The following is a 25,573-nucleotide window of genomic DNA, read 5'->3' on the forward strand; positions in this document are numbered from 1 at the left end:
TGGTGCTGCTGAGATCCTTGAACCCCCTTGCTGTTGCCCGCGGTGACGACCTCGATGACGCCGTGACGATCGGTGACACGGTTCTCTCGCGGAGTGCCATTCTCGGTGCCGCGACCTCGGTCGCGGAGCGAGTGGCGCAGGCCGATCGGGTTGCCGTATTGGCAACTCCCACAGCAAAAACGATTCTCGCCGTCGTCGGGGCGTTGATTGCCGGCGTCACCGTTGTGCCGGTCCCGCCGGACTCGGGGAAGGCTGAGCGAGAGCACATTCTGCGTGACTCCGGTGCCCAGGCGTGGCTCGGCGAAACGGACGACCACTGCGAAGGCCTGCCCGTGGTTCCCGTCCGATTGCACGCTCGCTCGTGGCACAGCTATCCCGAACCGGCACCGCAGTCCACAGCATTCGTCCTGTACACGTCCGGAACTACCGGCCCACCGAAGGGCGTTCTGCTCAGTCGCTCGGCTATCGCAGCCGGGCTCGACGCGCTCGCCGAGGCCTGGGACTGGACGTGGCGAGACACCCTCGTACACGGGCTTCCGCTCTTCCACGTGCACGGACTGATTCTCGGAATCCTCGGCCCCCTCCGGATCGGCAGCCGGGTGATCCACACCGTCAAGCCGACGCCGGAAAACTACGCAAGGGCCAAAGGCTCCCTCTACTTCGGTGTCCCCACCGTCTGGTCGCGTATCGCCGAAGACGAAGAAGCTGCCCGCGCGTTGTCCGGTGCCCGACTTCTGGTCTCCGGTAGTGCGCCGCTTCCCGTGCCGGTCTTCGAAAAGCTGCGGGAGCGAACAGGATTGACGCCCATCGAGCGTTACGGCATGAGTGAGACGATGCTGACCCTGAGCACGCGTTTCGACGGCGAGCGACGCCCGGGGTGGGTCGGCGTGCCGCTGCGCGGAGTCGAGACTCGTCTTCGTGACGAGAAGGGCAACGATGTGCCGCACGACGGCCAGAGTATCGGCGGCCTACAGGTACGTGGGCCGATGCTTTTCGACGGCTACTTGAACCGTCCGGACGCAACCGCCGAGTCCTGGACGGAGGACGGCTACTTCAAGACCGGTGACGTCGCCGTCATCGACGAGGGTGGGTTCCACCGAATCGTCGGCCGCGAATCCATCGACTTGATCAAATCCGGTGGATTCAGAGTCGGCGCCGGCGAGATCGAGACCGCCATCCTCGGGCACCCTTCGGTGTCCGAAGTTGCGGTGATCGGTGTCCCCGACGCCGATCTGGGGCAACGGATCATCGCCGTCGTAGTCCGTAAGCCCGGGACTCCCGAGGTCACCGAAGCCGAATTGGTCGAGTTGGTCGGGGCGGAGTTGTCGGCGCATAAGCGTCCCCGTGAGGTTCGCTTTGCCGAGACTCTGCCACGTAACGCGATGGGCAAGGTTCAGAAGCGTGAGCTGCTCTAGGCAGGTCAGTTTGCTGAAAAGTCGCTGCGACGCTTGAAGGTTCGTGAATTCGGCCGGCCTGTCCCGAAATGTGGGCTCGCCGGTTCTCCGACGATTCAGCGCTAGTTGGAATTTCTGTGTTCTTGGCTACACTACCGCCCGGTAGGGACAGTTCCAGTCGCGCGCATACCGTCGGTATGCCTGAGTGCGAGTGGCCTCGGAAGGGCAGATTTCATGGCGGGCGGACGGCATTCGAGTCCTGACAGCGGGCGGTCGATCGGGTTCTACGCAGTGGGTGGGTTGGTTGCCGTCGCGGTAATCGCCACTGGGGTGGTGGTCTTCAAGGCAACACAGTCCGATTCCTGCGAGAGCGTCGACGAGTACTCGCTGGCAGCGGATCCTGCGATCGCGCCGGCAGTCACGGAGATCCTCGCAGAATCGTCGCCGGAGCAGACAGGCTGTTCGCGGATCACGGTTACCTCTGCGCTGCCCGGGGACGTTGCGGGAACCCTGGGTAAGGGCGTGGACGCGCCGGACATGTGGATACCGGATTCGACAGCGTGGGTCGGCAAAGCTGCATTGACGGCCAAGGGGCCGGTCGCTGCCGCGGGAGGTTCGATCGCCACCTCGCCTGTCGTTCTCGCCTCCGGCGGTGGCGAACAGTTTGCCAGTTGGCTCACGGCGCTTCAGGTTCCCGACCTGGCGTTGGGCAATCCGTTGTTCACAGGGGTTGCGTCGGCGCCCATTCTCGGAGCTCTCGCGGAGACCGGGGCCACCTCCGAATCCGTTCGAGCGGCACTCGTACCCCATGCGCAAGCGGAGAGTGTTCGTACCGAAGATCAGCCGGTAGGACAGAAGATGCTCACCGAATTGGTCAGCTCCGGAAAGGTCGGTGTTTCGACCGAGCAACAGGTCGTCGAGTTCACGAAGGCTGAGTCGAAGATTTCCGCGACAGTACCGGCGACGGGAACCATGATCATGGATTACCCCCTGGTGGTCAGTGCTTCGGCACCGGACCGGCACTACGCCGCAGCCAAGAAGAGTGACGCCATCGCCGAGCTGTTGCACAGTGAATCTGCTGAGGAAGTGCTGACGCGCAGCGGGTTCCGTACTTCCGGCGGTGGAGCCGTCGAAGGTGGAGTCGGTGACGTCACGGCACTGACCGTGTCCGAACAGTCGGTGGCCGATCAAACGCTGGGCGCTTGGGCTCTGATGGCCAAGCCGATCCGGACACTCGTTGCGATCGACGTGTCTGCGTCGATGGACTACCCGGCGGCAGGCGGCAAGACGCGCATGCAGTTGACCACTGCTGCTGCTCTGGCCGGCAATCAGGTCTTCCCAGACAGCGTCGCTGCCGGTCTCTGGGCGTTTTCCCAAGGTATGAACGGAACCCAGGACTTCCAGGAATTGGTGCCGATCAGGCGCTACGACACGATCGTCGACGGTGTGACTCAACGAAAGTTGATGGCAGATCAGGCGAACCGGCTCACCGAACTCAAACGTGGCGCCACAGGTTTGTACGACACGACGCTGGCCGCATTCCGTAAGGTTCAGGAATCGTACGATCCGCGAGCAGTCAACAGCGTCATCATCTTGACCGACGGCGCAAACGAAGATCCTGACAGCATCAGCCGTGAACAGTTGCTCGATGTACTTGCACGCGAGCAGGATCCGGCGCGTCCGGTCATCATCGTCACCATCGGCATCACCGATGACGCAGATGCGGCGGCGCTCGCCGATATCTCCCGCGTGACGGGCGGTTCGACGTACATCGCTCGTGACCCCTCGGAGATTTCCGAGGTGTTCGTGAACGCATTGGCTCACCGAGGAACTTAGGCCGCATCCGGACTGGTCCAGGGTGCCGGAAGTGGCGGAGCCTCAGACGAATACCGGTGCCCGGTAGGTGTCGTTGTGGTGAAGGTGTGCCGGTTACCTGGTACAGGTTCGGCAGTCCAGTCCGAGCCCTGTTTCGCGTAATTGCATGCCGCACACAACCCGGCACCGTTGGCTGCGCTGGTGAGGCCACCCCTCGAGTGATCGCGAATGTGGTCGCGGTGGCGAACCGGCGCGTCGCACCACGGAGTACGGCAGCTTCGATCACGGAGTTCGATCAATCGCGCCAACCCCTTCGGGAAGGTTCTCGCCGTGGATTCCATTGCGGTCAGTGCGCCCGTATCGGGGCGTGCGTAGAGCTTTCGGAGCGTTGCCACCGTTTCGGAGTCTTCGCTGGCCTTGGTGATCCATTCGCGTGCAATAGCGGCTGGTACAGGTCCGTACCCGTGGACGTACGCCGGGTCGGAATTTTCGCCCAACAATGACTGGTCGGAGACAACCAGATTCACGGTGACGGGTGTCGGTGTGGCGCGGCCGATTCCGGTAACTCGCTCGACCAGGAGATCAGCCATGATTTGCGCTCGGGTGCGCTTGTCCCCGCCGGCAAGTACGGAATCTGCGTCGCGCCTGAGCGTGGCGTGCACGGCGATACCTTCGGCCACGGGAAGAAATACATTGAGCCAGCACATCGTGTCGGGCGCAGGCCGTGACGTCACTCGTCTGTCTCCCACGGCTTTGCGTGCTCGTCTGGCAACACTGTCGGAGTCTATTTCGGCAGTGCGTGCGCGGATTCTTTGTGTCAGTTGGTGGTTGCCGCATCCGTCCAAGATTGCAGCGTCGCAGCAGAACTCGCGATCCAATGTAGCGCGATCCTGGGCGGTGAGACATGAAGTCTCGCGCATGAGGATCGTCGCTTGATGCTCACTGATGGAGCCGTCGACGAGTAGTCGAAGTGTGTGAGGCATCTCGTCGTTCAGTGCGCGGGCCAGGTTCAGATGCTGAGTTCCGAACCAAGCCGACTCTCGCCGTGCGAGGGCAATCTGCGCGTTGATTCCACGGCCTTGGTATGCGCGCGGCACTCCCCGTTCGCCGCGGTCGTTGCGGGTGAACGCGTCGAGATCGGCAGCCAGCAATGCCTGGGCACCAGCGCAACTGGCCTTCAACTCTTCCAATGCGCGCAGAAGATCCACGCGTGCTGCGTTGTCGATGGATCGATCCATGCTGGCGAGTGATGCCCGGAATTGTCCGATGGTCTCTTCGGATATCGCCTGTTTGGATATGGCCTGTTCAGATACTTGCGTCGTCACTTTTACCCCCCGGTAGTGTCGAACATACATTCGATACTAGCCTCGACAGCGAACGGACGCAACGCCTTTCTCTGTTGGCGTCTGAAAGTTCCGACAGTTCGGTTTTCGTGGTTGACTGGTCCTCATGATCGAGCTGAGGGGATTGACCAAGGTTTACGGACCGACGAAAGCGGTGGACGATTTGTCGTTCACGGTCAAGCCGGGCATCGTGACGGGCTTCCTGGGCCCGAACGGTGCTGGTAAGTCGACGACGATGCGGATGATCCTGGGTTTGGATCAGCCGACGTCGGGTGCGGCGTTGATCGAGGGCAAGCCGTACCGGGAGCTCAAGACGCCGTTGCGGACGGTGGGTGCGTTGTTGGATGCGAAGTGGGTGCACCCCAATCGCAGTGCGCGGGCGCATCTGCAGTGGATGGCTGCTTCGAACGGGATCCCGAAGTCCCGCGTCGACGAGGTGCTCGGGTTGGTCGGGTTGTCCGAGGTGGCGGGTAAGAAGGCCGGCGGGTTCTCGCTCGGTATGTCGCAGCGTCTGGGGTTGGCGGGTGCGTTGTTGGGGGATCCGAAGGTGTTGTTGTTCGACGAGCCGGTCAACGGTCTCGATCCGGAGGGCATCGTCTGGATTCGTAAGTTCATGCAGCGGTTGGCGGCCGAGGGCCGCACGGTGCTGGTGTCGAGTCACCTCCTGTCGGAGATGGCGCTCACGGCGGAGCAGTTGGTGGTGATCGGTCGGGGTCGGTTGATTTCGGATTCGACGGTGGCGGAGTTCGTGGATCGTTCGTCGGAGTCGACGGTGCGGGTGCGTAGTCCTCAGCTCGATGCGTTGCGCAGTGTGTTGCTCTCGCAGGGGTTGACGGTGCGTGAGGACGGTTCCGGTGTTGCCCCGGCATTGGTGGTGGTGGATTCGACCACTGATGTGATCGGTGGGTTGGCTGGTTCGCAGGGGATCGTGCTGTACGAGTTGGCTTCTGTGCAGGGGTCGCTCGAGGATGCGTTCATGAAGTTGACCGGGGACGATGTCCAGTACCACGCATCCGGTATCGATCCGGGTGCCGGTGCCCACCACGCAAATACACAGCAGGCAAACACGCAGCAGGCTATGCGAGGTGCACTGTAATGGCTGTTCTCAGTGCTGAACGTATCAAGATCACCACGACCAAGTCGCCGCTGTGGTGCACGATCATCATCATCGTGCTCGGGTTGGGACTCGCTACCGTTTTCGGACTGAGCGCCAAGTCGTCGCTCAGCAACCCCAACGGTGCAATGATGCCGACAGTTTCGGGGGCACTCAGTGGAGTGACCGGCTTCGGTGTGTTGGTTCTGATGATCATGGCGGCTCTCGCGATCACCAGCGAATATCGTTTCGGGACCATCCGCACCACCTTCCAGGCGGTTCCGAACCGCGCCTCGGTGCTCGTCGCCAAAGCGGGCCTCATCGGTGGGTTCGGAGCGGTGCTGACTCTCGTGTTGTCGTTCGGCGCCTTCGCCCTCACGAAGGCCACATCAGGTGACGCCGGAAGATTCCTGACTCTGTCCGGCGACGAGAACTGGCGGGTCGTCTACGGAACACCGATCTACGCGTTCTTCTGCGTAGTTCTAGCAGTCGGAGTGGGCACGTTGCTCCGGCAGTCTGCAGGTGCGATCGCGCTTCTGCTGTTGTGGCCCTTGCTGATCGAGAATCTTTTCAACCTGTTCGGAAGTATCGGCGAGAAGATCATGCCGTTCCTGCCGTTCATGAACGCCAACAACTTTCTCGGTTCCAGCGGTGGCGTCGATTTCCACTGGGGACCCTGGGGCAGCCTGATCTACTTCGCCCTCTTCGTGCTCGTCGTATTCGGTCTCAGCATCGTCGTCGTGAACAGGCGGGATGCATAGGCACACGGATCAGACGGGCTGATTCTGCTTACGCCAACGGGCGTTCAGGAAACCCAATGCCGCGATCACGAGGAACAACACGGTGGTCGAGATCAACTGTGCACGGGCATCGGCGTCGAAGAGCATGAGGACGACGAACACACCGAGCATCGCGAGTGTCGCGTAGCTCAGATACGGGAACAGCCACATCCGAACCGTCAGCTTGCCCGACGCTTCGAGTTGTTTTCGCAGTCGCAGATGCGAGACGACGATGAAGATCCAGATGACGAGCAGCGCAGCGCCGACTGCGTTGAGCAGGATGCCGAGCAGGTCGTCGGGGAGCAGCCAGTTGAGCAGGACGCTGACGAAGCCGAAGAACACCGACAGCAGAACGGCATTGGTCGGAACTCCGGTGCTCGACAATTTCGCCATGAAGGCGGGTCCGTCGCCGCGGCGCGAAAGTGAGAACGCCATGCGAGAGGTGCCGTAGATGTTGGCGTTGAAGGCGGAAAGCAACGCCACCACTACGACGAGTTCCATGAACCCGGCAACGCCTGGAATGTTCGCCTTGTTCAGGACGGCCACAAACGGGCCGCTCTCGAGTTCGGGGTCGTTCCAGGGCAGCACCAGAACCATGATCGAGATGGCGCCGATGTAGAAGACGCTGATGCGCCACACGACGCTCCGGACAGCGACGGCGATGGAGCGTTCCGGATTCTCGGATTCGGCTGCGGCGATGGTGACGATCTCGATCCCACCGAAGGCGAATGCCACGACGAGAAGTCCTGCGGCAATGCCGGACAGCCCGTTGGGCATGAAGCCGCCCTGGCCGAACAGATTGCTCGTACCGACCGGGTCGGTATCGGGGAGGATGCCGAACACCAGCAGGACACCGATGATCAGGAAGCCGATGATGACGGTGACTTTGATTGCGGCGAACCAGAACTCGAACTCACCGAAGTTGCTGACTTTCGCCAGGTTCACCACGGCGAAGAACACCACGAAAACCAGGGCGACAACCCATTGCGGGATCGACGGCACCCAGTCGTTCACGATCGCCGAAGCCCCGGTGATCTCGGCGCCCAGCACCATGATCAGCATGAACCAGTAGAGCCAGCCCATCACGAAGCCGGCCCACTCGCCGATCCCCAGGCGCGCGTAGTGAGAGAAGGAACCGCTGGCCGGGATCGCGGCGCCCATCTCGCCGAGCATGCGCATCACGAACACCACGACGGCGCCCGCAAGGATGTAGGAGATCAGGACGGCCGGCCCGGCCTTGGCGATACCGACGCCGGTTCCGAGGAACAGGCCGGCGCCGATGGCCGAGCCCAGGCCCATCATCGTCAGATGGCGGACCTTGAGACCGTGGCCGAGAGCAGTGGTTGTTCCGTCGGAGACGTCGGTGCTACTCATCAGTCGTTGGCGTGCAAAGCAGCGTTCAGTTCGACGCCGGTGCCCTTCCACGGCACGACCTCGACGGCACCCGAGACCGAGTTACGACGGAAGAGAAGGTTCGACTTGCCGCTCAGTTCCTTGGCCTTGACGACGGTTCCGTCCGGGCCGGTGACCTTGGTGCCGGCGGTGACGTAGAGGCCCGCTTCGAGGACGCAGTCGTCGCCGAGCGAAATGCCGAGGCCGGCGTTTGCGCCGAGGAGGCAGCGCTTGCCGAGGGAGATCGTTTCCTTGCCTCCACCGGAGAGGGTGCCCATGATCGAGGCGCCGCCGCCCACATCGGATCCGTCGTCGACGACGACGCCCGCGGAGATGCGGCCTTCGACCATCGAGTTGCCGAGGGTGCCGGCGTTGAAGTTGACGAAGCCCTCGTGCATGACGGTCGTTCCGCTGGCGAGGTGTGCACCGAGTCGGACACGGTCCGCGTCACCGATGCGAACTCCGGACGGCACGACGTAGTCGACCATGCGGGGGAACTTGTCGACGCTGAACACGGTCACGACGCCGCGGATGCGCAGACGCGAGCGAACCTGCTCGAAACCTTCGACGGCGCACGGGCCGAAGTTGGTCCACACGACGTTGCTGAGCAGGCCGAACTGGCCGTCGAGGTTGACACCGTGGGGTGCGACTAGACGGTGCGAGAGGAGATGGAGGCGCAGGTAGACGTCATGTGCGTCGACCGGCGCCTTGGAGAGATCGGCGATGGTGGTGCGCACGACGACCTGCGATACCTCGCGAGCGTCGTCAGTGCCTGCCAGCAGTGCAAGATCGGAAGGAATATCTGTTCCCTCGACGTTCTCGGTACCGGTCTTGTCGAATGTTCCCAGCTCCGGTGCCGGGAACCAGGTGTCGAGGACGGTTCCGTCCGCGGTCACGTTGGCGATACCTACTGCTGTTGCTCCCTGTGCGCTCACGGGACTAGAGATTACTGGGTGGTGGGTGCACCGGCCTAGGCTGGTGCGTGTGAGCATCCTCGATCTTGCTTCGGACCCCATCGACTTGACGGCCGCCCTGGTCGACATCCCCAGCGTCTCGCACGACGAATCCGTCATTGCGCAGGCTGTCGAGGATGCGCTGCGTGAGCAGACTTCGGGCTTCGAGATCATCCGCAACGGCAATGCCGTGTTGGCGCGTACGTCGCGTGGTTTGCCCAGTCGGGTCATGCTCGCCGGACATCTGGATACGGTGCCGATCGCGGACAACGTTCCTTCGCGGCGTGACGGCGACATCCTGCACGGCTGCGGGACCGTGGACATGAAGTCGGGCGACGCGGTCTTCCTACACCTTGCGGCCACCATCGAGAACCTGGCCCACGATCTGACCCTCGTCTTCTACGACTGCGAAGAGATCGCCGCAACGTACAACGGCCTGGGACGGATCGAACGCGAGATCCCGCAATGGCTCGCGGCGGACGTCGCAATTCTCGGTGAGCCGACGGCCGGTTTCATCGAGGCCGGGTGTCAGGGCACGATGCGGGTGCGGTTGACGGCTTCGGGAACTCGCGCCCATTCGGCCAGGTCCTGGCTGGGGGACAATGCCATTCACAAGTTCAGCGGAGCGTTGGAGCGGTTGTCGAGTTACCAGCCGCGCTCGGTCGACATCGACGGTTGCGGCTACCGCGAGGGCTTGTCGGCGGTGCGGATCTCCGGTGGCGTCGCCGGAAACGTCGTCCCGGACGAAGCCGAGATGGACGTCAACTTCCGATTCGCACCCGATCGCAGCGAGGCACAAGCCGAGGCGCACGTGCGCGAAGTGTTCGACGGTCTGGGCCTCGGATTCGAGGTCACCGACTCCTCGCCTGGCGCGCTGCCCGGCTTGGCGAACCCGTCCGCTGCCGCCCTGATCGAGGCGGCCGGTGGTCAGTTCCGTGCGAAGTACGGGTGGACCGACGTGTCCAGGTTCTCGGCGCTCGGCATTCCTGCCGTGAACTACGGACCGGGTGATCCGAACCTCGCGCACAAGCGCGACGAGCACGTTCCGGTGCAGCAGATCACCGACGTCGCGGCCGTGCTGAGGAAGTATCTGTCGGCCTGACCGTTAGCCTTGCCGCATGGCACCAGAGAAGAATTCGGCTTCGAAGAAGCAGAGCTCGTCGATCAAGCACCGCGGGCCGGTTCAGCTTCGACGCAAGCGCAAGGACGAGAAGACCACGACGGATCAGCGCTTGCTCGACAAGCGCGGACCCACGGATTGGGTACACACCGATCCGTGGCGTGTGCTGCGTATCCAGAGCGAATTCATCGAAGGTTTCGGCGCACTCGCCGAGGTCCCGCGTGCGGTGACGGTGTTCGGTTCGGCCCGCACCACGGTCGATCATCCCGAGTACCAATCCGGGCGCGAGCTGGGAACGGCGTTGGCCGAGGCCGGGTACGCCGTCATCACCGGTGGTGGGCCAGGAGTGATGGAAGCTGCCAACCGCGGTTGCAGCGAGGCCGGCGGGTACTCGATCGGCCTCGGCATCGAGTTGCCGTTCGAGCAGGGACTCAACGAGTGGGTGGATCTCGGAATCAACTTCCGGTACTTCTTCGCACGCAAGACGATGTTCGTGAAGTACTCCCAGGCATTCATCTGCCTGCCGGGTGGCTTCGGAACACTCGACGAGCTGTTCGAGGCACTCACCCTGGTGCAGACCCACAAGGTCACGCGCTTCCCGATCGTCCTGTTCGGTACCGAGTACTGGTCCGGACTCGTCGATTGGATCCGCGGCACCCTCGAGCGTGACGGCAAGATTTCCGAAGGTGACGTGAACTTGCTGCACGTCACCGACAGTGTGGAAGAAGCAGTACGAATCGTCCTCAACGCCGACAAGGGCGTCGACGAGGCCGCAGATCTGGGGAAAGAAGAAGAATGGTGACCGATTCCGACAAGAAGTACTCGATCTGCGTCTACTGCGCGTCGGGTCCGGTGGACGAATCGTTCCTGGCGTTGGCTGCCGAGGTGGGAACCGCGATCGGTCGACGCGGATGGCAGTTGGTCTCGGGTGGCGGCAACGTGTCGATGATGGGCGCTGTCGCCGAGTCCGCTCGCGCGGCGGGTGCCTGGACCGTCGGCGTCATCCCGAAAGCCTTGGTGCACAAGGAAGTTGCCGACGTCGATGCCGACGAACTGATCGTCACGGACACCATGCGCGAACGCAAGAAGCTGATGGAAGACCACGCCGACGCGTTCATCACGCTGCCCGGCGGAATCGGGACGCTGGAAGAGTTGTTCGAGACGTGGACCGCCGGCTACCTGGGAATGCACGAGAAACCTGTCGTGATGCTCGATCCCGTCGGCCACTTCACCGGCCTGCTCGAGTGGTTGAACAAGCTCGACGGGACGGGCTTCGTCGGGCGTCAGGCGCTGGACACTCTGCTGGTGAGGACGGACGTCGAGGCCGCGCTCGACGCGTGCGTCAAATCCTGATCAGACGCTTGCGTGAAACCCTGACCTGGGGCATGGCGGGCTTTATTACCGTGCAGTAAGGTGGCCGCAGACTGGGCGGCCGAATGGGCGCCGGATACGTGTTAGGGGAGCCATGAGTTCGGAAGCCCGTTCGACCGTCGGCCTGCTCGATCTGGCGGCAAAACTGCCGTCGATGATCACCGAGGTGCCGATCCTGGCGCGGGGGGCCGCCGGGCTCACCCGTAAGCCTTCGGCCAAGGAATCGATCGGGTTGATCTTCCAGAAGGCCGCGCACGCGCACCCGTCGCGCCCGTTCATCCGGTACGAGGGCCACGCGACCAGTTACGCGGAAGCCAACGAACTGGTGAACCGCTACGCGGACGTTCTCCGTGGTCGAGGAGTCGACCGCGGAGACGTCGTCGGAGTGCTGGCAAAGAACACTCCCGAAGCGCTGTTGATCGCCTTGGCCGCGGTAAAACTCGGCGCGGCAGCGGGCATGCTGAACTACAACCAGCGCGACGACGTTCTGGCACACAGCCTTACGCTCCTCGACGCGCGGGTCCTGGTGGTCGCCGACGAGTGCGAAGAAGCCCTCGAATCGTTGCCCGCCGGATTTAGCGGACCGAACCAACTTCTCGTCAGCGAACTCGCGGATCTGGCGAAGACGGCTGATCCGTCCAACCCCGCGGTCACCGCCGAGGTGCTGGCAAAGGAGAAGGCGTTCTACATCTTCACCTCGGGCACCACCGGAATGCCCAAGGCCAGCTTGATGACTCACTTCCGTTGGTTGAAGTCGATGTCGGGGCTCGGGTTGATGGGCGTGCGCTTGCGCGGCTCGGACACCCTGTACTGCTGCCTGCCGCTCTACCACAACAACGCGTTGACGGTCTCGCTGTCCTCGGTGCTCGCGTCCGGTGCGACAATCGCGATCGGACGTCAGTTCTCGGCCTCGCGGTTCTGGGACGACATCGCACTCAACAAGGCGACCGCGTTCACCTACATCGGCGAACTGTGCCGCTATCTGCTCAACCAGCCGGTCAAGCCGACCGACAGCGACAATGCTGTTCGGCTGATGGTGGGTAACGGTCTGCGCCCTGAGATCTGGGCCGAATTCACCCAGCGGTTCGGCATACCCCGCGTCGCCGAGTTCTACGGTGCGAGCGAATGCAACATCGCGTTCGTCAACGCACTCAACGTCGACAAGACAGCAGGCATCTGCCCGTTGCCGCACGCCGTCGTGGAGTTCGACGAGGACACCGGAAAAGCGTTGCGTGGAGCCGACGGTCGACTCCGCAAGGTTTCCACGGGTCAGGTCGGACTCCTGCTGTCGAAGGTCACCGACCGGGCGCCTTTCGACGGTTACACCGACGAAGCGGCGAGCAACAGCAAACTGGTACGCGGCGGATTCAAGGACGACGACACCTGGTTCGACACCGGAGACCTGGTGCGCAAGCAGGGATGGGGCCACGTCGCCTTCGTCGACCGCCTCGGCGACACCTTCCGTTGGAAGGGCGAGAACGTTGCCACCACGGAGGTCGAGGGCGCACTGAGTTCGCACCCGGCCGTCGAGGAAGCAGTTGTCTACGGCGTCGAGATTCCGGGCACCGACGGTCGCGCGGGCATGGCGGCGGTCAAGCTGCGGGACGGTCAAAGCTTGGAGGGAAGTGAAGTCGCGGCACACCTATACGGCAAGCTCCCCAACTACGCGGTCCCGCTGTTCATCCGCATCGTCGACTCACTCGAACACACCAGCACTTTCAAGTCGCGCAAGGTGGAATTGCGCAACGAGGGCTACGACGTCGGCGCCGACACTCTGCACGTTCTCGAAGGCCGCGAGGGTGGTTACGTGGACTCGTACGACGAATACGTCGGAAAGGTCGCGGCGGGCTCGGTACCCAAGGGCTAGACCGAGTTCCGTCATGCCAGTATGAGTGGCATGTCTTCACTCCCCGGTTCTACCGCGCAGCCAGGTCCGGCGCCCACCCTGTGTGGGCGTCCGGTCGCGGTCGACCGTGCACTGGTGATGGCCATCGTCAACCGCACTCCCGATTCCTTCTACGACCAAGGCGCGACGTTCTCGGATTCGGCAGCGATGGCTGCCGTCGACAGGGCCGTCGACGAGGGCGCCGATCTGGTGGACATCGGGGGAGTGAAAGCTGGGCCCGGTGACCTCGTCGACGCCGACGAAGAGGTCAGGCGAGTCGTTCCGTTCGTCGCCGCGATCAGAGCCAAGTACCCCGAGCTGATCATCAGCGTCGACACCTGGCGGAGCGGCGTCGCGCGGTTGGCACGCGTCGAAGGCGCCGACCTGATCAACGACACGTGGGCGGGTGCGGATCCCGACCTCGTCCTGGTTGCTGCCGAGACTGGTGCCGGGATCGTCTGCTCGCACACGGGTGGCGCGGTTCCGCGCACCCGCCCGCATCGTGTCCGCTACGACGACGTCGTCGCAGATGTGGTCACCGAGGTCGTGTCGGCGGCAGAGCGCGCCCTGGCACTCGGGGTTCCGCGTGACGCGATCCTGATCGATCCCACCCACGATTTCGGTAAGAACACCTTTCACGGGCTCGAGTTGTTGCGGAAAGTGGACGTTCTTGTAAACACCGGGTGGCCAGTGCTGATGGCGCTGAGTAATAAGGACTTCATCGGGGAGACTCTTGGTGTGGAGCTTTCCGAGAGGTTGGAGGGAACATTGGCAGCGACAGCAATGGCCGCGGCGGGCGGCGCCCGGGTGTTCCGTGTTCACGAGGTGGCGTCCACCCGTCGAGTCGTCGACATGGTGGCCGCGATCCAGGGACGCCGTGCCCCGGTACGTACGGTTCGAGGTCTGGCATGAGCATCACCGGTGCGGGCCCGACCCGCGTATGGGCAGACGCCAACAGTTGGGACCATCCGAGTTGGACGGTCGCCGAGCTCGAACGGGCGAAGGGTGGCCGAACCGTCTCGGTGGTGTTGCCCGCACTCAACGAAGAGGACACCGTTGCCGCGGTGGTCGACACCATTCATCCGTTGCTCGGTGGCCTGGTCGACGAGTTGATCGTTCTCGATTCCGGTTCGACCGACAGAACCGCCGAGCGTGCTCGCGCTGCTGGAGCAACGGTGATCAGTCGTGAGAGCGCGGTCCCGTCCATCCCGCCGACTGCGGGCAAAGGTGAGGTGCTCTGGCGTTCGGTCGCCGCAACGACCGGTGATCTGATCGCATTCGTCGACTCCGATCTCATCAATCCCGATCCGGCGTTCGTGCCCAAACTGCTGGGGCCACTGCTCACGGTTGACGGCATCCATCTGGTGAAGGGCTACTACCGCCGTCCGCTGCGCGTGAGCGGCACGGAGGATGCCAACGGCGGCGGGCGAGTCACGGAATTGGTTGCGCGGCCCATGTTGGCCGCGCTGCGGCCGGAACTCACGTCGGTACTGCAACCGCTTGGCGGTGAATACGCGGGCACCCGTGAGCTGCTGTCCGCTGTCCCGTTCGCGCCCGGCTACGGCGTCGAGATCGGTTTGCTGCTCGACACGTACGACACGTTGGGGCTGGCGGCGATCGGTCAGGTCAATCTCGGCGTGCGCAAGCATCGCAACCGGCCGCTCGCCGACCTCGGCGTGATGAGCCGGCAGATCATCGGAACGATGCTCAGGCGGTGCGGGATCGAGGATTCGGGTGCCGGGTTGACCCAATTCCTGGTCGACGGCGATTCTTTCGTGCCCGAGACCACCGAGGTTTCGCTACTCGATCGACCCCCGATGAATTCGATAGTGCGCACCGCGGGGGTCTGACCGCTCACACTCGGGTATGGGAGTATCGGTCCATGATGACGATCCTCCTGTACCTGATTGTCATGGCTCTGGTCGGCGCGATGATCTTCCTCGCCGCCAGCGCTGTGTTCGGGCGCTCGGAAGAGCTGCCGCCGCTGCCTCCTGGCACGACGGCGACCGTACTCCCGGCAGAGGACGTCACCGGGGCGGATGTCGACGCGCTGCGTTTTCAGCAGGTGCTGCGTGGCTACAAAGCGAGTGAAGTGGATTGGGCCCTGCATCGCCTCGGGTTGGAAATCGATTCTCTGCGTGCACAACTGGGCCGTGACGAGCGGTCTGAGGTCCTGGTGAAAGCGGATGCTCCGGCCAAGGCCGAAGCATCGCAGGAGGAGCCTGAGACCGTATCCGAATCGAAGGATTCCCAGGGCTGATGGCCGACGGACTCGTTCGGTGCGGCTGGGTGGTCGAGACGCCCGGCGACACGCTCTACCGCGACTATCACGACGAGGAGTGGGGGCGTCCGCTGCACGGGCGCGACGAACTGTTCGAACGACTCGCCCTCGAAGCATTCCAATCGGGACTTTCGTGGATCACGATTCTGCGCAAACGCGAGGCGTTCCGCGAAGCCTTCGACGGGTTCGATCCGGACAAGGTCGCAGCGTACGGAGTTGCGGATGTCGAGAGATTGCTCTCCGATGCCGCGATCGTCCGCAATCGCGCGAAGATCGAGGCGACGATTTCCAACGCCCGAGTGCTCGTGAATTCGCCCGATCTGGACCTCGATTCGTTACTCTGGTCGTTCTCGCCGCCTCGACGCACCAGAAGACTGACATCAATTGCAGAGGTTCCCGCGGTCACTCCCGAGTCGACTGCCATGGCTAAGGAACTCAAGCGGCGCGGGTTCAAGTTTGTGGGTCCTACCACGGCTTATGCGCTCATGCAGGCCACCGGAATGGTCGATGATCACGTGGCTGATTGCTGGGTTCCGGCGCAGGTGTGACGGTCGACTGAACACCCCTAAATGTGACTCAGATTCCCGGTTCCCGCATCCATAGGGAACAATGGAGGGTACGAGCCTCGCTGATTGTTGGCGGGGCGCACCGTTAGTCGAGGCGCAGAGCAATGCAGCGCAGATCTGGAGGGAGCAGAGGATGGCGGCCATGAAGCCCCGGACCGGGGACGGTCCCCTCGAAGCAACCAAAGAGGGACGAGGAATCGTCATGCGGGTTCCACTCGAGGGTGGCGGACGCCTCGTCGTCGAGCTGACCCCGGATGAAGCTGCAGCGCTCGGTGTGGAACTCACGAACGTCACCAGCTAGTCGGGTCCAGGTTGTAGCAGTACGAACAACAGCACGTGATTGCACGCAGGCTCCGTATCCGTTTCGGTACGGGGCCTGAAGTGTGTGCGCACCGCCGGTAGCCGAAAGGACGGATCAATGCTTGCCGCCGTGATCGATCTTCTGTCCTGCCCGCAGTGTGCTGCTGATCTGGAATTGGTGGACGGCGCCGCCGAGTGCGACCGCGGACATCGATTCGATATCGCTCGTCAGGGTTACGTGAGCCTGATCAGTGGCGGTGCCACGAAGTTCACCGGCGACAGTGCCGAGATGATTGCCGCGCGTGCACGATTGCTCGGCGCCGGCCACTTCGGCCCGCTGATGGATGCCGTCACCCGGGCCTGCGCGACGACGGCGGGGTCGGATCCCGCGCGGATCGTCGAAATCGGCGCAGGCACAGGACAATACCTCGCACACGTCGTGGATTCGCTGCCTGATTCTCGGGCGATAGCCTTGGACGTGTCCAAGTTCGCGGCCCGGCGTGCCGCGAAGGTCCACGAAAGAATCGGTTCGATCGTCGCAGACGTCTGGCAACCACTGCCCATTCGCGGCGGAGCGCTCTCTCATGTGCTCTGTGTGTTCGCTCCTCGTAACGGTCCGCAGTCCCATCGAGTTCTCGCCGAAGACGGCGCTCTGGTGGTCCTGACGCCCACCGACAGGCATCTGCGCGAGCTGATCGACATTCTCGCGATGGTCCGGGTCGACGACCGCAAAGTGGAACGTCTCGAATCGTCGATGGCCGGATACTTCGAGCGTGTGAGTAGCGACGAGGTCGAGTTCACGATGTCACTCTCACACCAGGACGTCCTCGACTTGGTGGGGATGGGACCGTCGGCGAGACACCTGACGCCCGCCGATCTGGCTGCCGCCGTGGAGAAGCTGCCGCAGCCGAGTACCGTCACCGCGTCGGCGACGGTCTCGACCTATCGCAAGATCTGACGCGGATCAGCGTCTCGTGACGGCGTCCGCGTAGACCTCGAGCGTCTGCTTGGCGATTTCGGCCCAGGAGAACTCGTCGATCGCACGGATCCTGCCCGCACGACCCATCGCGTCGGCGCCTTCTCGGTCGGCGACAACGGCATTGACGGTGGCCGCGAGCGATTCCTCGAACGCGTTCGGCTCGTAGGCGTTGTAGTGCACGAGTCGACCGGTGACGCCGTCGGCGACCACCTCGGGGATGCCGCCGACGTCGGAAGCGACCACGGCGGTCTCACACGCCATGGCTTCGAGATTGACGATCCCGAGGGGTTCGTACACCGAAGGGCAGACGAATACCGTTGCTGCCGAGAGTATTTCCCTGATCTGCTCGGTCGGGAGCATCTCGCGCACCCAGTAGACATTGCCCCGGTGCCGGGCGAGTTCGGCCACCGCCTTCTCCGTCTCGGCGGCGATCTCCGGCGTATCGGGAGCGCCGGCGCACAGCACGAGCTGAATCTCCGGGTCGAAGTGGTGGGCTGCCGCGACGAGGTGCCCGACGCCCTTCTGCCTCGTGATGCGTCCGACAAAGGCCACGATGGGTTTTGCCGGGTCGACGCCGATCGACGCGAGTGCGGACTGTGCTCCCGGCGCAGATCCCCCGGGATGCCATACCTCGGTGTCGATTCCGTTGCGCACTACGTGAACGCGACTCGGATCGACAGCGGGATACGCGTCGAGGACGTCGAGTCGCATACCGGAACTGACGGCGATGATCGCGTCTGCGTGCTCGACGGCGTTGCGTTCGGACCACGACGAGATCCGATAGCCGCCGCCTAGCTGTTCGGCCTTCCACGGGCGTCTGGGCTCGAGTGAGTGCGCGGTGAGGATGTGCGGCACGTTGTAGAGAGCCGACGCGAGATGCCCGGCCAGTCCGGTGTACCAGGTGTGGGAGTGGACGATGTCGACACCGGCCGCGGCGTCCGCCATGCGCAGTTCGGTGGAGAGCGTCGTCAGGGCCGGGTTGGATCCGGCGAGAGCGGGGTCGGGAGAGTGGACGATCGCGCCTTCGCGCGGGGCGCCCATGCAGTGCACGTCGACCTCGCACAGCCGTTTCATCTGAGCGACGAGCTCGGTTACGTGTACTCCTGCGCCGCCGTAGATCTCCGGCGGGTATTCCTTGGTCATCATCGCGACTCGCACGCGCTAAACCTAACCGCCCGTGGTCGATCCGGCTACCGATCACGTTATCCCCGGCCGTTCGGAGGGGGACACGATCGGACCTCTCGGACTGCTTCGCTAGCGGGAGTTCACCAGTGCGGATAGGTTAGCGGTGTGAGAAGCCAGCCGCATGTGCTTGGAATCGTGCTCGCCGGGGGCGAGGGCAAACGCTTGTATCCGCTGACCGCGGACAGAGCGAAGCCCGCAGTGCCCTTCGGAGGTGCATATCGACTTATCGACTTCGTGTTGAGCAACCTTGTCAACGCGGGATATCTGCGTATTTGTGTGTTGACGCAATACAAGTCACATTCACTCGACCGCCACATTTCGCAGACGTGGCGATTGTCCGGGTTCGCGGGTGAGTACATCACCCCGGTCCCGGCCCAGCAGCGGCTCGGGCCGCGCTGGTACACCGGCAGTGCCGACGCAATCCTGCAGTCGCTCAATCTCGTTTACGACGAGGACCCCGAGTACATCGTGGTTTTCGGTGCCGACCACGTGTACCGGATGGATCCGGAACAGATGGTTCAGCACCACATCGAATCCGGGGCAGGCGTGACGGTCGCGGGTATTCGTGTACCGCGAAGTGAGGCTTTTGCTTTCGGCTGCATCGACAGTGACGAGTCCGGACGCATCACCCAGTTCCTGGAAAAGCCCGCCCATCCTCCCGGGACACCGGACGACCCCAATTCGACATTCGCGTCCATGGGTAACTATGTGTTCACCACCAAGGTACTCGTAGACGCCATCCGCGCTGATTCAGAGAATTCCGATTCCGATCACGACATGGGCGGAGACATCATTCCCGCCTTGGTCGCCGCGGGTGAGGCGTCGGTCTACGACTTCAAGGACAACGTCGTCCCCGGTGCCACTGATCGAGACCGCGGCTACTGGCGTGACGTCGGTACCCTCGACGCCTTCTACGACGCTCACATGGACCTGGTGTCGGTGCACCCGATCTTCAATCTCTACAACCGTCGCTGGCCCATCCGCGGCGCCACCGAGAATCTCGCGCCCGCAAAGTTCGTGAAGGGCGGACTCGCGCAGGAATCGGTGGTCGGTGCTGGGTCGATCCTGTCCGCGGCGACCGTGCGCAATTCGGTACTCAGTTCCAACGTGATGATCGAGGACGGTGCGACCGTCGAGGGCAGCGTGCTGATGCCGGGTGTGCGCATCGGCAAGGGTGCCGTCGTACGGCGAGCGATCCTCGACAAGAACGTCGTCGTCGGTGACGGCGAAATCATCGGCGTCGATCTCGAACGTGACCGCGAACGATTTGCCGTCAGTCAGGGTGGCGTCGTCGCCATCGGTAAGGGCGTCTGGATCTAGAGCTTGCTCGCGCAGAGGAGGCCGTCACCGAGGGGGAGGAGGACTCGAATGAGTCGCTCGTCCTCGGTCACGGCCTTTGCCGCTTCTCGGACCGCAACCGTTGTCGCGTCGCGTGCGGAGCTGTCTGCAACGCGGCCGTCGGCCAGGGCGTTGTGCAGAACGATGACACCGCCGGAGCGCAGCAGGCGGACACCTTCGCGGACGTAGTGCGGGTGGTCGATCGCGGCGCAGTCGACGAATACCAGGTCGTAGCCGCCGTCGGCGAGCCGGGGAAGCACGTCGAGAGCCCGTCCGTTGATCAGGCGAGTGCGTGCCGGAGCGATTCCGCTTTCGCGGAAGGTCAGCTTGGCGGCCCGCTGATGTTCGGGTTCGCTGTCGATCGTGGTCAGGACGCCGTCGTCGCGCATTCCGTGCAGAAGCCACAGGCTGCTCACGCCGGCTCCGGTACCCACCTCGACGGCCGTCTTCGCGTCGAGCATCCTCGCGAACATCGCGAGCGTCGCACCGACGGCGGGCGTCACCGGATGGGCTCCGAGATCCAGCGCTCGATCTCGCGCCGCGGTCAAAATCTCGTCCTCGGAAACTACGTCCTCGACGTGGCGGAGTATCTGTTCGGCGTGGGTCACGCTCATGAGGTTATCGGGCGGTTCGGATTGTCGCTGCAAGGCGCGCAGTCACCAGGATTCTCAGGAATCCCTCAGGCTCCTCATATGGCGTGCACACCGCGATGAGAAAAGGTGTATACATCGCCGGATCGAAGATCGCACGGCGGTATCGATTTCTACCAAGTTGATCTTTCGCAGCTCGGTGATCGGGAACAAATCACAGCATCGGCTGGTTCTCCCGAATATCGCGCATCACGTGATTCGGACAACGCGGTGATCGAACTACGCGATCCCGAGCAGGAGGATCAACTTATTTACCAGGTCAACGACGAGCCTCGCCCTCGAGAGTCGGAAGTTTTGACGACGGAATCGGCTGTGGATTCCGAATTGATCGGCACTGCTGTGTTCGATGCAACTGGTGAGAAGTCCTCCATGCCGTCTTGGGACGAACTCGTGCGTCAGCACGGTGACCGGGTGTACCGCCTGGCCTACCGGTTGTCAGGCGATGCCCAGGATGCCGAGGACTTGACGCAGGACACCTTCATCCGGGTGTTCCGCTCGCTCTCCGATTATCAGCCCGGAACTTTCGAGGGCTGGTTGCACCGCATCACCACAAACCTGTTCCTCGACATGGTTCGCCGACGCAATCGCATCCGTATGGAAGCGCTGCCCGAGGACTACGACCGCGTTCCCTCGCCCGGTCCCGACCCCGAGCAGATCTACCACGACGCGCGCCTCGACGCAGGTCTGCAAGCCGCACTGGACTCGCTCGCACCTGAATTTCGTGCCGCTGTCGTGCTCTGTGACATCGAAGGTCTGTCGTACGAGGAAATCGGTGCCACACTGGGAGTGAAGCTCGGAACGGTTCGTAGCCGTATCCATCGTGGGCGACAGGCGATTCGTGATCATCTGGCAGCGCAGCGCGCAGCCGAATCCGAACTCGTCGGTTTCTGACGGTCGGGTTCGAGCTACAGAGCGGGACGTGGTCAATCACCTGGAGGGACGAATGACGGAGGCGCGGGCACATCGCCAGTTCGGTTCGACCGAACATCTGGCCAGCGAGGCAATCGCTGCCTACGTCGACGGAGAACTCCGAATGCAGGCCTACTTGCGGGCCTCGCATCACATCTCGATCTGTGCCGAGTGCGCTGCGGCCGTCGATGCTCAGCAGCAGGCACGTGGTGCGCTGCGTCGAAGCGGCGAGATGACGATGCCGTTGTCCCTGGTGGGACTTCTCAGCCAGATTCCTTCGTGCAACAGTCCGACTACCGGGCCGAATTCGGAAAACGCCGACAGTTCCGTCGGTAATCAACCCGCCGGCTTCTCCACCATCAGCAAGAGGTTGTCCCGTCGCTGGCGCAAATGACGCCGCGCGCCAGCTTCCCGGCGCGGATCAGTGATACTGGACCATGTGACTGACGGAAAAAGGGGGCACTCCGGAGTGAGTTCGGATTCTTCGGCAAACGGTTCGGTGGACAGACCGGCAGATGCGCCGGTTCTCGACCCCCGTCCGGTCTATCGACCCCAGATCGATCCGGCCTCGCGCCAGGTGTTCGGTCGGCCGAGTGGAGTCGAGGGCTCGTTCACTCCGGTGGCCGCGCGATCGACTCCGTCCTCCGATGTCGTGATCGGGACTCCGGACCCGGTTCTGGCCGAAGCGTTCGGTCGACCCGCAGACGCCACCGAGTCGATCGGTCGCGATCCCGATGCGACGGCGAACAACACGCCCGACGAAGAACCGCCGCGTGATCCGTGGCGTGATCCTGAATCCGCCGTCTCGCTGGGCAAGCCCGCAGAGTCCGAGGCGCCGGTGCAGTTGCCTCCCGCCCAGAAACTCGACGTGCGTGAGCTGTTGTTCGGTCGCAAGGTCGCCCCCTCGGCACTGGCCGCGCTTGCGGGCATGGCGCTTGTCATCGCTCTTGTCGGTGGGTTGCTTGCCACTGTCATCACTGCCGATCGCAGTTCACTCACCAGCTCACGTGTCACGCTCGTTCAATCCGGCGGTGGGGAACAGCCGGAGTCTCAGGTGGCGAAGGTCGCCGACGCGGTACTGCCATCAGTGGTGTCGATTCAGGTCGCCGTCGGCGACCAGGGCAGCACGGGTTCCGGTGTGGTCATCGACGGCGCCGGATACATCGTCACCAACAACCACGTGATCTCCTCGGCCGTTCCGCCCGCTCAGGACGCGAAGATCCAGGTGATCTTCTCCGACGGAACCAAGACCGACGCCCAGATCGTCGGACGTGACGTCAAGACAGACCTCGCAGTGCTCAAGGTGTCGGCGAACAATCTGACGGTCGCTCAGCTCGGAAAATCCGAGGATGTTCAGGTGGGCGACGACGTCGTCGCCGTCGGCTCACCGCTCGGATTGAGCAAGACCGTCACCCGCGGAATCGTCAGTGCACTGAACCGGCCTCTGCGGTTGTCGGGTGAAGGCACCGACACCAACGCCGTCATCGACGCCGTCCAGACCGACGCGGCGATCAACCACGGCAACTCCGGTGGTGCGCTCGTCGACGACGAAGCCCGCGTCATCGGCATCAACACCGCAATGCTCAGTGAGTCCGGCGGTTCGGTCGGGCTCGGCTTCGCGATTCCGATCGACACGGTGACCGAGGTGGCGCAGACCATCATTCGCGACGGCAAGGTTCATCACCCCGACATCGGCGTGAATGCACGCACCGCGGTCAACGACGCGACCAGTGGTGCTGCGGTGGCCAACGTGCGCGACGGCAGCCCAGCGCAACGTGCGGGGATCGTCGAGGGTGACGTCATCGTCAAGGTCGGTGACCGACCGGTGACAAGCGCCGACGAATTGGTGGTTGCGGTCAACGCGACGACCGTCGACCAACCCGTCAACATTCAGTTGATCCGCGACGGACGGCAGGTCGACATTTCGGTCACGCCGGTGTCGGACTGATCGGACCCTGCGATCTTCCTGTGAGGTTGATCCGGACATGCGCGCACCGAGCGAGCACACAGTAGGCTGACCCTGTGTTTGGCAACATCGGTTGGGGCGAGTTCATGATCCTCCTCGTAGCGGCTCTGGTCATCTTGGGACCTGAGCGGCTTCCTGGTGCGGTCTCCTGGGTCACGAAATCCCTGAGGCAGGTGCGCGAATATGCTTCGGGCGCTTCCAATCAGCTCAAGGAAGAACTGGGCACCGATTTCGAGGATCTGCGTAAACCGCTCGCAGATCTGAACAAGCTGCGCGGAATGACGCCGCGCGCTGTGATCACCCAGCACCTCCTCGACGGCGACGACTCCATCTTCACGGGCAACTTCGACAAGAAGCCGCAGAGCGGAGTGCAGGAGCCGAAGACGCTGTCGAAGGACAAGCCACTCACCGCCGGCGAACGTCCTCCTGTGGACTTCGACGCAACCTAGATTCGACATACGCAAGGGCGCCTGTCACCGATCGGTGACAGGCGCCCTTCCGTATGAGTGGGTTCTACAGGTTGCGAACCGTGTTGATACCGAGCGACATTCCGGCCAGCCCGCGCTGACGGACGGCCAACTTGTCGGCGATGTCCTTGAGTGCGATGGCTGCGGGTGAATCGGGAGCGCTGAGGACGATCGGCGTCCCGGCGTCGCCTGCCTCGCGGACGGACGGATCCAGCGGGATCTGTCCGAGAAGCGGAACCTTGGCTCCGACGGCCTTCGTGAGGCGATCGGAGACGGTCTGCCCGCCGCCTTCGCCGAAGACGTCCATACGGGTGCCGTCGGGAAGTTCGAGCCACGACATGTTCTCGACGACGCCGGCGACGCGCTGGCGGGTCTGCAGGGCGATCGCGCCCGCGCGCTCGGCGACCTCTGCAGCAGCCTGCTGCGGTGTGGTGACGACCAGGATCTCGGCGCTCGGGATGAGCTGAGCCACAGAGATGGCGATGTCACCGGTGCCGGGCGGCAGATCGAGCAGCAGCACGTCCAGATCGCCCCAGAACACGTCGGCGAGGAACTGCTGGAGCGCGCGGTGCAGCATCGGTCCGCGCCAGACGACAGGTGTGTTGCCCTGGGTGAACTGCGCGATGGAGATCATCTTCACGTCGTGGGCGACGGGCGGCATGATCATGCGCTCGACCTGAGTCGGCTTGGCGTCGGTGCCGAGCATGCGGGGGATCGAGTGGCCGTAGATATCCGCGTCGAGTACACCCACGGACAGTCCGCGCGCGGCCATTGCTGCCGCGAGATTGACTGTCACGCTGGACTTTCCGACGCCACCCTTGCCGGAGGCCACGGCGTAGACGCGGGTGAGTGAACCTGGCTGGGCGAACGGGATGACGGGCTCGGCGGAATCACCGCGAAGCGACTTGCGGAGCTCGGTTCGCTGAGCGTCGTCCATGACGTCGAGTTCGACGCGAATCGCACCGACCCCGGCGACATCGGCGACGGCCTTGGTGACGCGTTCGGTGATCTCGGTGCGCATCGGGCAGCCGGCGGTCGTGAGATAGATGCCGATGTCGACGCTGTTGTCACTGGAGAGGGAGATCCCCTTGACCATCCCCAGTTCGGTGATGGGTTTGCGGATCTCTGGGTCCAGAACTCGCGCGAGCGCGGAGCGAACGTCGGACTCGGTCAGTACAGACATGACTCCATGGTAAGTCCAGGTAGGTCAGTGGATGCGCGGCAGGTCCGATGCGGCGGGCACGATGCCGGTGGAGTACCCGAGCGACCAGGCCAGAACGTTGGCGACGTAGGCGGCCGAGTTGTTGTAGCGGTGGATCGCGGAGGCAACCTGCGTGACGTCCTGCATGTTGAGTCCGCCGTCGCACAGGTACTTGCCGGTGGTCAGTGCGGAGTCGAAAAGGTTCTGCGGGTCGGCGATTCCGTCACCGTTGCCGTCACCGGCGTATTGGTTCCACGTGGACGGGATGAACTGCATCGGGCCGACTGCGCGGTCGTAGACGGTGTCGCCGTCGAGGGCGCCGCCGTCGGTGTCCATGATGACGGCCTGGCCGGGGAGGCTGCCGTTGAGTGGCAGGCCGATCACGGGCTTGTAGAGGTTGCCGTTCGCGTCGGCGTCCTTGCCGTCGTTGGCGTGGCCGGATTCGACGCGGCCGATACCGGCGAGGAGCGTCCAGTGCATGTTGCAGCTGGGCTTCTCGACGGCGAGGATCCGCTCGGCGTTCTGGTAGGCGGCGACGCTCACGCTCGGGATTCCGAGTGCTCCCTCGGCCATGGACGCGGGGAGC

The 25,573-nt window shown here is 63.4% G+C and carries 26 protein-coding genes; 19 read left to right on the plus strand and 7 right to left on the minus strand.

The window, feature by feature from the left end:
- Positions 1-2: 2 nt before the first annotated feature.
- Together YH3_RS21295 and YH3_RS21300 are read left to right on the plus strand one after the other, a co-directional pair.
- Positions 3-1,415: an acyl-CoA synthetase gene (locus YH3_RS21295; RefSeq protein WP_030536217.1), complete on the plus strand. Its 1,413-nt coding sequence runs from the start codon at positions 3-5 to the stop codon at positions 1,413-1,415.
- A 213-nt stretch (positions 1,416-1,628) separates the two neighbouring features.
- On the plus strand, positions 1,629-3,230 hold the full coding sequence (locus YH3_RS21300) for a VWA domain-containing protein (protein WP_030536216.1): 1,602 nt from the start codon (positions 1,629-1,631) through the stop codon (positions 3,228-3,230).
- Here YH3_RS21300 and YH3_RS21305 read toward each other — a convergent pair.
- Positions 3,227-4,447 carry an HNH endonuclease signature motif containing protein gene (locus tag YH3_RS21305; RefSeq protein ID WP_230691683.1) on the minus strand — a complete coding sequence of 407 codons (1,221 nt, stop codon included), beginning with the start codon at positions 4,445-4,447 and terminating at the stop codon, positions 3,227-3,229. The two genes, YH3_RS21300 and YH3_RS21305, sit on opposite strands and share 4 nt — an antisense overlap.
- A 211-nt stretch (positions 4,448-4,658) precedes the next feature.
- Between YH3_RS21305 and YH3_RS21310 the strand changes: the two genes are divergently transcribed.
- Entirely contained in the window at positions 4,659-5,648 is a 990-nt protein-coding gene (locus tag YH3_RS21310) for an ABC transporter ATP-binding protein (RefSeq protein WP_064444026.1), read from the plus strand.
- Complete coding sequence (locus YH3_RS21315) at positions 5,648-6,406, plus strand: ABC transporter permease (RefSeq protein WP_030536948.1); 759 nt, start codon at positions 5,648-5,650, stop codon at positions 6,404-6,406. The genes YH3_RS21310 and YH3_RS21315 overlap by 1 nt, the downstream gene beginning before the upstream one ends.
- 9 nt (positions 6,407-6,415) lie before the next feature.
- Here YH3_RS21315 and YH3_RS21320 read toward each other — a convergent pair whose 3' ends face one another.
- A complete protein-coding gene (locus YH3_RS21320) occupies positions 6,416-7,798 on the minus strand; it encodes an amino acid permease (protein ID WP_003945184.1) in 1,383 nt (460 codons plus the stop codon).
- Positions 7,798-8,751 carry a 2,3,4,5-tetrahydropyridine-2,6-dicarboxylate N-succinyltransferase gene (gene dapD / locus YH3_RS21325; RefSeq protein WP_019749368.1) on the minus strand — a complete coding sequence of 318 codons (954 nt, stop codon included), beginning with the start codon at positions 8,749-8,751 and terminating at the stop codon, positions 7,798-7,800. Before dapD ends, YH3_RS21320 begins: the two co-directional genes overlap by 1 nt.
- Before the next feature lie 49 nt (positions 8,752-8,800).
- On the opposite strand from dapD, the gene dapE reads away from it, so the two are divergent.
- From dapE to YH3_RS21370, 10 genes are all read left to right on the plus strand, one after another.
- Complete coding sequence (dapE, locus tag YH3_RS21330) at positions 8,801-9,871, plus strand: succinyl-diaminopimelate desuccinylase (RefSeq protein WP_172403543.1); 1,071 nt, start codon at positions 8,801-8,803, stop codon at positions 9,869-9,871.
- Positions 9,872-9,887: 16 nt separating this feature from the next.
- On the plus strand, positions 9,888-10,691 hold the full coding sequence (locus tag YH3_RS21335) for a TIGR00730 family Rossman fold protein (protein ID WP_003945176.1): 804 nt from the start codon (positions 9,888-9,890) through the stop codon (positions 10,689-10,691).
- Positions 10,685-11,242: a TIGR00730 family Rossman fold protein gene (locus tag YH3_RS21340; RefSeq protein WP_003945191.1), complete on the plus strand. Its 558-nt coding sequence runs from the start codon at positions 10,685-10,687 to the stop codon at positions 11,240-11,242. Before YH3_RS21335 ends, YH3_RS21340 begins: the two co-directional genes overlap by 7 nt.
- 112 nt (positions 11,243-11,354) lie before the next feature.
- The gene (locus YH3_RS21345; protein ID WP_064444028.1) at positions 11,355-13,127 is read left to right on the plus strand and encodes a long-chain-acyl-CoA synthetase; all 1,773 of its coding nucleotides are present in this window, start codon (positions 11,355-11,357) and stop codon (positions 13,125-13,127) included.
- A 30-nt stretch (positions 13,128-13,157) separates the two neighbouring features.
- Positions 13,158-14,057: a dihydropteroate synthase gene (folP, locus tag YH3_RS21350; RefSeq protein ID WP_050656816.1), complete on the plus strand. Its 900-nt coding sequence runs from the start codon at positions 13,158-13,160 to the stop codon at positions 14,055-14,057.
- A complete protein-coding gene (locus tag YH3_RS21355) occupies positions 14,054-14,995 on the plus strand; it encodes a glucosyl-3-phosphoglycerate synthase (RefSeq protein ID WP_003945188.1) in 942 nt (313 codons plus the stop codon). Before folP ends, YH3_RS21355 begins: the two co-directional genes overlap by 4 nt.
- 32 nt (positions 14,996-15,027) lie before the next feature.
- Positions 15,028-15,405: a DivIVA domain-containing protein gene (locus YH3_RS21360; protein ID WP_003945181.1), complete on the plus strand. Its 378-nt coding sequence runs from the start codon at positions 15,028-15,030 to the stop codon at positions 15,403-15,405.
- A complete protein-coding gene (locus YH3_RS21365; RefSeq protein ID WP_003945189.1) occupies positions 15,405-15,974 on the plus strand; it encodes a DNA-3-methyladenine glycosylase I in 570 nt (189 codons plus the stop codon). Before YH3_RS21360 ends, YH3_RS21365 begins: the two co-directional genes overlap by 1 nt.
- Before the next feature lie 151 nt (positions 15,975-16,125).
- On the plus strand, positions 16,126-16,293 hold the full coding sequence (locus YH3_RS34725) for a DUF3117 domain-containing protein (RefSeq protein WP_003945169.1): 168 nt from the start codon (positions 16,126-16,128) through the stop codon (positions 16,291-16,293).
- A 117-nt stretch (positions 16,294-16,410) separates the two neighbouring features.
- Positions 16,411-17,250, plus strand: coding sequence for a putative RNA methyltransferase (locus tag YH3_RS21370; RefSeq protein WP_058228132.1), 840 nt, complete (start codon positions 16,411-16,413; stop codon positions 17,248-17,250).
- A gap of 6 nt (positions 17,251-17,256) precedes the next feature.
- Here the strand turns inward: YH3_RS21370 and glgA are convergent, their stop codons facing one another.
- Positions 17,257-18,429 carry a glycogen synthase gene (gene glgA / locus YH3_RS21375; RefSeq protein WP_064444029.1) on the minus strand — a complete coding sequence of 391 codons (1,173 nt, stop codon included), beginning with the start codon at positions 18,427-18,429 and terminating at the stop codon, positions 17,257-17,259.
- A gap of 132 nt (positions 18,430-18,561) precedes the next feature.
- Here glgA and glgC point away from each other — a divergent pair, with 132 nt between their 5' ends.
- Positions 18,562-19,776 (plus strand): glucose-1-phosphate adenylyltransferase, encoded by a 1,215-nt coding sequence (gene glgC / locus YH3_RS21380; protein WP_003945185.1) that lies wholly within the window; start codon positions 18,562-18,564, stop codon positions 19,774-19,776.
- On the opposite strand, the gene YH3_RS21385 is transcribed toward glgC, so the two are convergent.
- Positions 19,773-20,408, minus strand: a complete 636-nt coding sequence (locus tag YH3_RS21385) for an O-methyltransferase (RefSeq protein ID WP_007736091.1) — start codon at positions 20,406-20,408, stop codon at positions 19,773-19,775. The genes glgC and YH3_RS21385 overlap by 4 nt on opposite strands.
- 330 nt (positions 20,409-20,738) lie before the next feature.
- Between YH3_RS21385 and sigE the strand changes: the two genes are divergently transcribed.
- From sigE to tatB, 4 genes are all read left to right on the plus strand, one after another.
- On the plus strand, positions 20,739-21,335 hold the full coding sequence (sigE, locus tag YH3_RS21390; RefSeq protein WP_029255812.1) for an RNA polymerase sigma factor SigE: 597 nt from the start codon (positions 20,739-20,741) through the stop codon (positions 21,333-21,335).
- A 52-nt stretch (positions 21,336-21,387) separates the two neighbouring features.
- The gene (locus tag YH3_RS21395; RefSeq protein ID WP_003945180.1) at positions 21,388-21,747 is read left to right on the plus strand and encodes a hypothetical protein; all 360 of its coding nucleotides are present in this window, start codon (positions 21,388-21,390) and stop codon (positions 21,745-21,747) included.
- A 30-nt stretch (positions 21,748-21,777) separates the two neighbouring features.
- Positions 21,778-23,301, plus strand: coding sequence for a trypsin-like peptidase domain-containing protein (locus YH3_RS21400; protein ID WP_371595232.1), 1,524 nt, complete (start codon positions 21,778-21,780; stop codon positions 23,299-23,301).
- A gap of 74 nt (positions 23,302-23,375) precedes the next feature.
- The gene (tatB, locus tag YH3_RS21405) at positions 23,376-23,768 is read left to right on the plus strand and encodes a Sec-independent protein translocase protein TatB (protein ID WP_003945177.1); all 393 of its coding nucleotides are present in this window, start codon (positions 23,376-23,378) and stop codon (positions 23,766-23,768) included.
- A 64-nt stretch (positions 23,769-23,832) separates the two neighbouring features.
- Here the strand turns inward: tatB and YH3_RS21410 are convergent, their stop codons facing one another.
- Both YH3_RS21410 and YH3_RS21415 read right to left on the minus strand, forming a co-directional pair.
- Positions 23,833-24,969 (minus strand): Mrp/NBP35 family ATP-binding protein, encoded by a 1,137-nt coding sequence (locus YH3_RS21410; protein ID WP_003945178.1) that lies wholly within the window; start codon positions 24,967-24,969, stop codon positions 23,833-23,835.
- Between the two features lie 24 nt (positions 24,970-24,993).
- Positions 24,994-25,573 (minus strand): lytic transglycosylase domain-containing protein (locus YH3_RS21415; protein WP_064444031.1); only part of this gene is annotated, 580 nt, incomplete at its 5' end.

The sequence above is a fragment of the Rhodococcus sp. YH3-3 genome (genome assembly GCF_001653035.1).
In the GTDB taxonomy this organism is placed as follows: Bacteria; Actinomycetota; Actinomycetes; order Mycobacteriales; family Mycobacteriaceae; genus Rhodococcus_F; species Rhodococcus_F qingshengii.

Bases quoted from the DNA above. Each gene is read 5' to 3' on its own strand.
- YH3_RS21365 (WP_003945189.1), top strand. From the start codon at position 15,405: ATGGCCGACGGACTCGTTCGGTGCGGCTGGGTGGTCGAGACGCCCGGC.
- YH3_RS21310 (WP_064444026.1), top strand. From the start codon at position 4,659: ATGATCGAGCTGAGGGGATTGACCAAGGTTTACGGACCGACGAAAGCG.
- folP (WP_050656816.1), top strand. From the start codon at position 13,158: ATGTCTTCACTCCCCGGTTCTACCGCGCAGCCAGGTCCGGCGCCCACC.
- YH3_RS21320 (WP_003945184.1), bottom strand. From the start codon at position 7,798: ATGAGTAGCACCGACGTCTCCGACGGAACAACCACTGCTCTCGGCCAC.
- YH3_RS21335 (WP_003945176.1), top strand. From the start codon at position 9,888: ATGGCACCAGAGAAGAATTCGGCTTCGAAGAAGCAGAGCTCGTCGATC.
- YH3_RS21370 (WP_058228132.1), top strand. From the start codon at position 16,411: ATGCTTGCCGCCGTGATCGATCTTCTGTCCTGCCCGCAGTGTGCTGCT.
- YH3_RS21300 (WP_030536216.1), top strand. From the start codon at position 1,629: ATGGCGGGCGGACGGCATTCGAGTCCTGACAGCGGGCGGTCGATCGGG.
- YH3_RS21360 (WP_003945181.1), top strand. From the start codon at position 15,028: ATGATGACGATCCTCCTGTACCTGATTGTCATGGCTCTGGTCGGCGCG.
- YH3_RS34725 (WP_003945169.1), top strand. From the start codon at position 16,126: ATGGCGGCCATGAAGCCCCGGACCGGGGACGGTCCCCTCGAAGCAACC.
- YH3_RS21315 (WP_030536948.1), top strand. From the start codon at position 5,648: ATGGCTGTTCTCAGTGCTGAACGTATCAAGATCACCACGACCAAGTCG.
- YH3_RS21355 (WP_003945188.1), top strand. From the start codon at position 14,054: ATGAGCATCACCGGTGCGGGCCCGACCCGCGTATGGGCAGACGCCAAC.
- YH3_RS21345 (WP_064444028.1), top strand. From the start codon at position 11,355: ATGAGTTCGGAAGCCCGTTCGACCGTCGGCCTGCTCGATCTGGCGGCA.
- YH3_RS21385 (WP_007736091.1), bottom strand. From the start codon at position 20,408: ATGAGCGTGACCCACGCCGAACAGATACTCCGCCACGTCGAGGACGTA.
- YH3_RS21340 (WP_003945191.1), top strand. From the start codon at position 10,685: ATGGTGACCGATTCCGACAAGAAGTACTCGATCTGCGTCTACTGCGCG.
- YH3_RS21395 (WP_003945180.1), top strand. From the start codon at position 21,388: ATGACGGAGGCGCGGGCACATCGCCAGTTCGGTTCGACCGAACATCTG.
- YH3_RS21410 (WP_003945178.1), bottom strand. From the start codon at position 24,969: ATGTCTGTACTGACCGAGTCCGACGTTCGCTCCGCGCTCGCGCGAGTT.
- YH3_RS21305 (WP_230691683.1), bottom strand. From the start codon at position 4,447: ATGGATCGATCCATCGACAACGCAGCACGCGTGGATCTTCTGCGCGCA.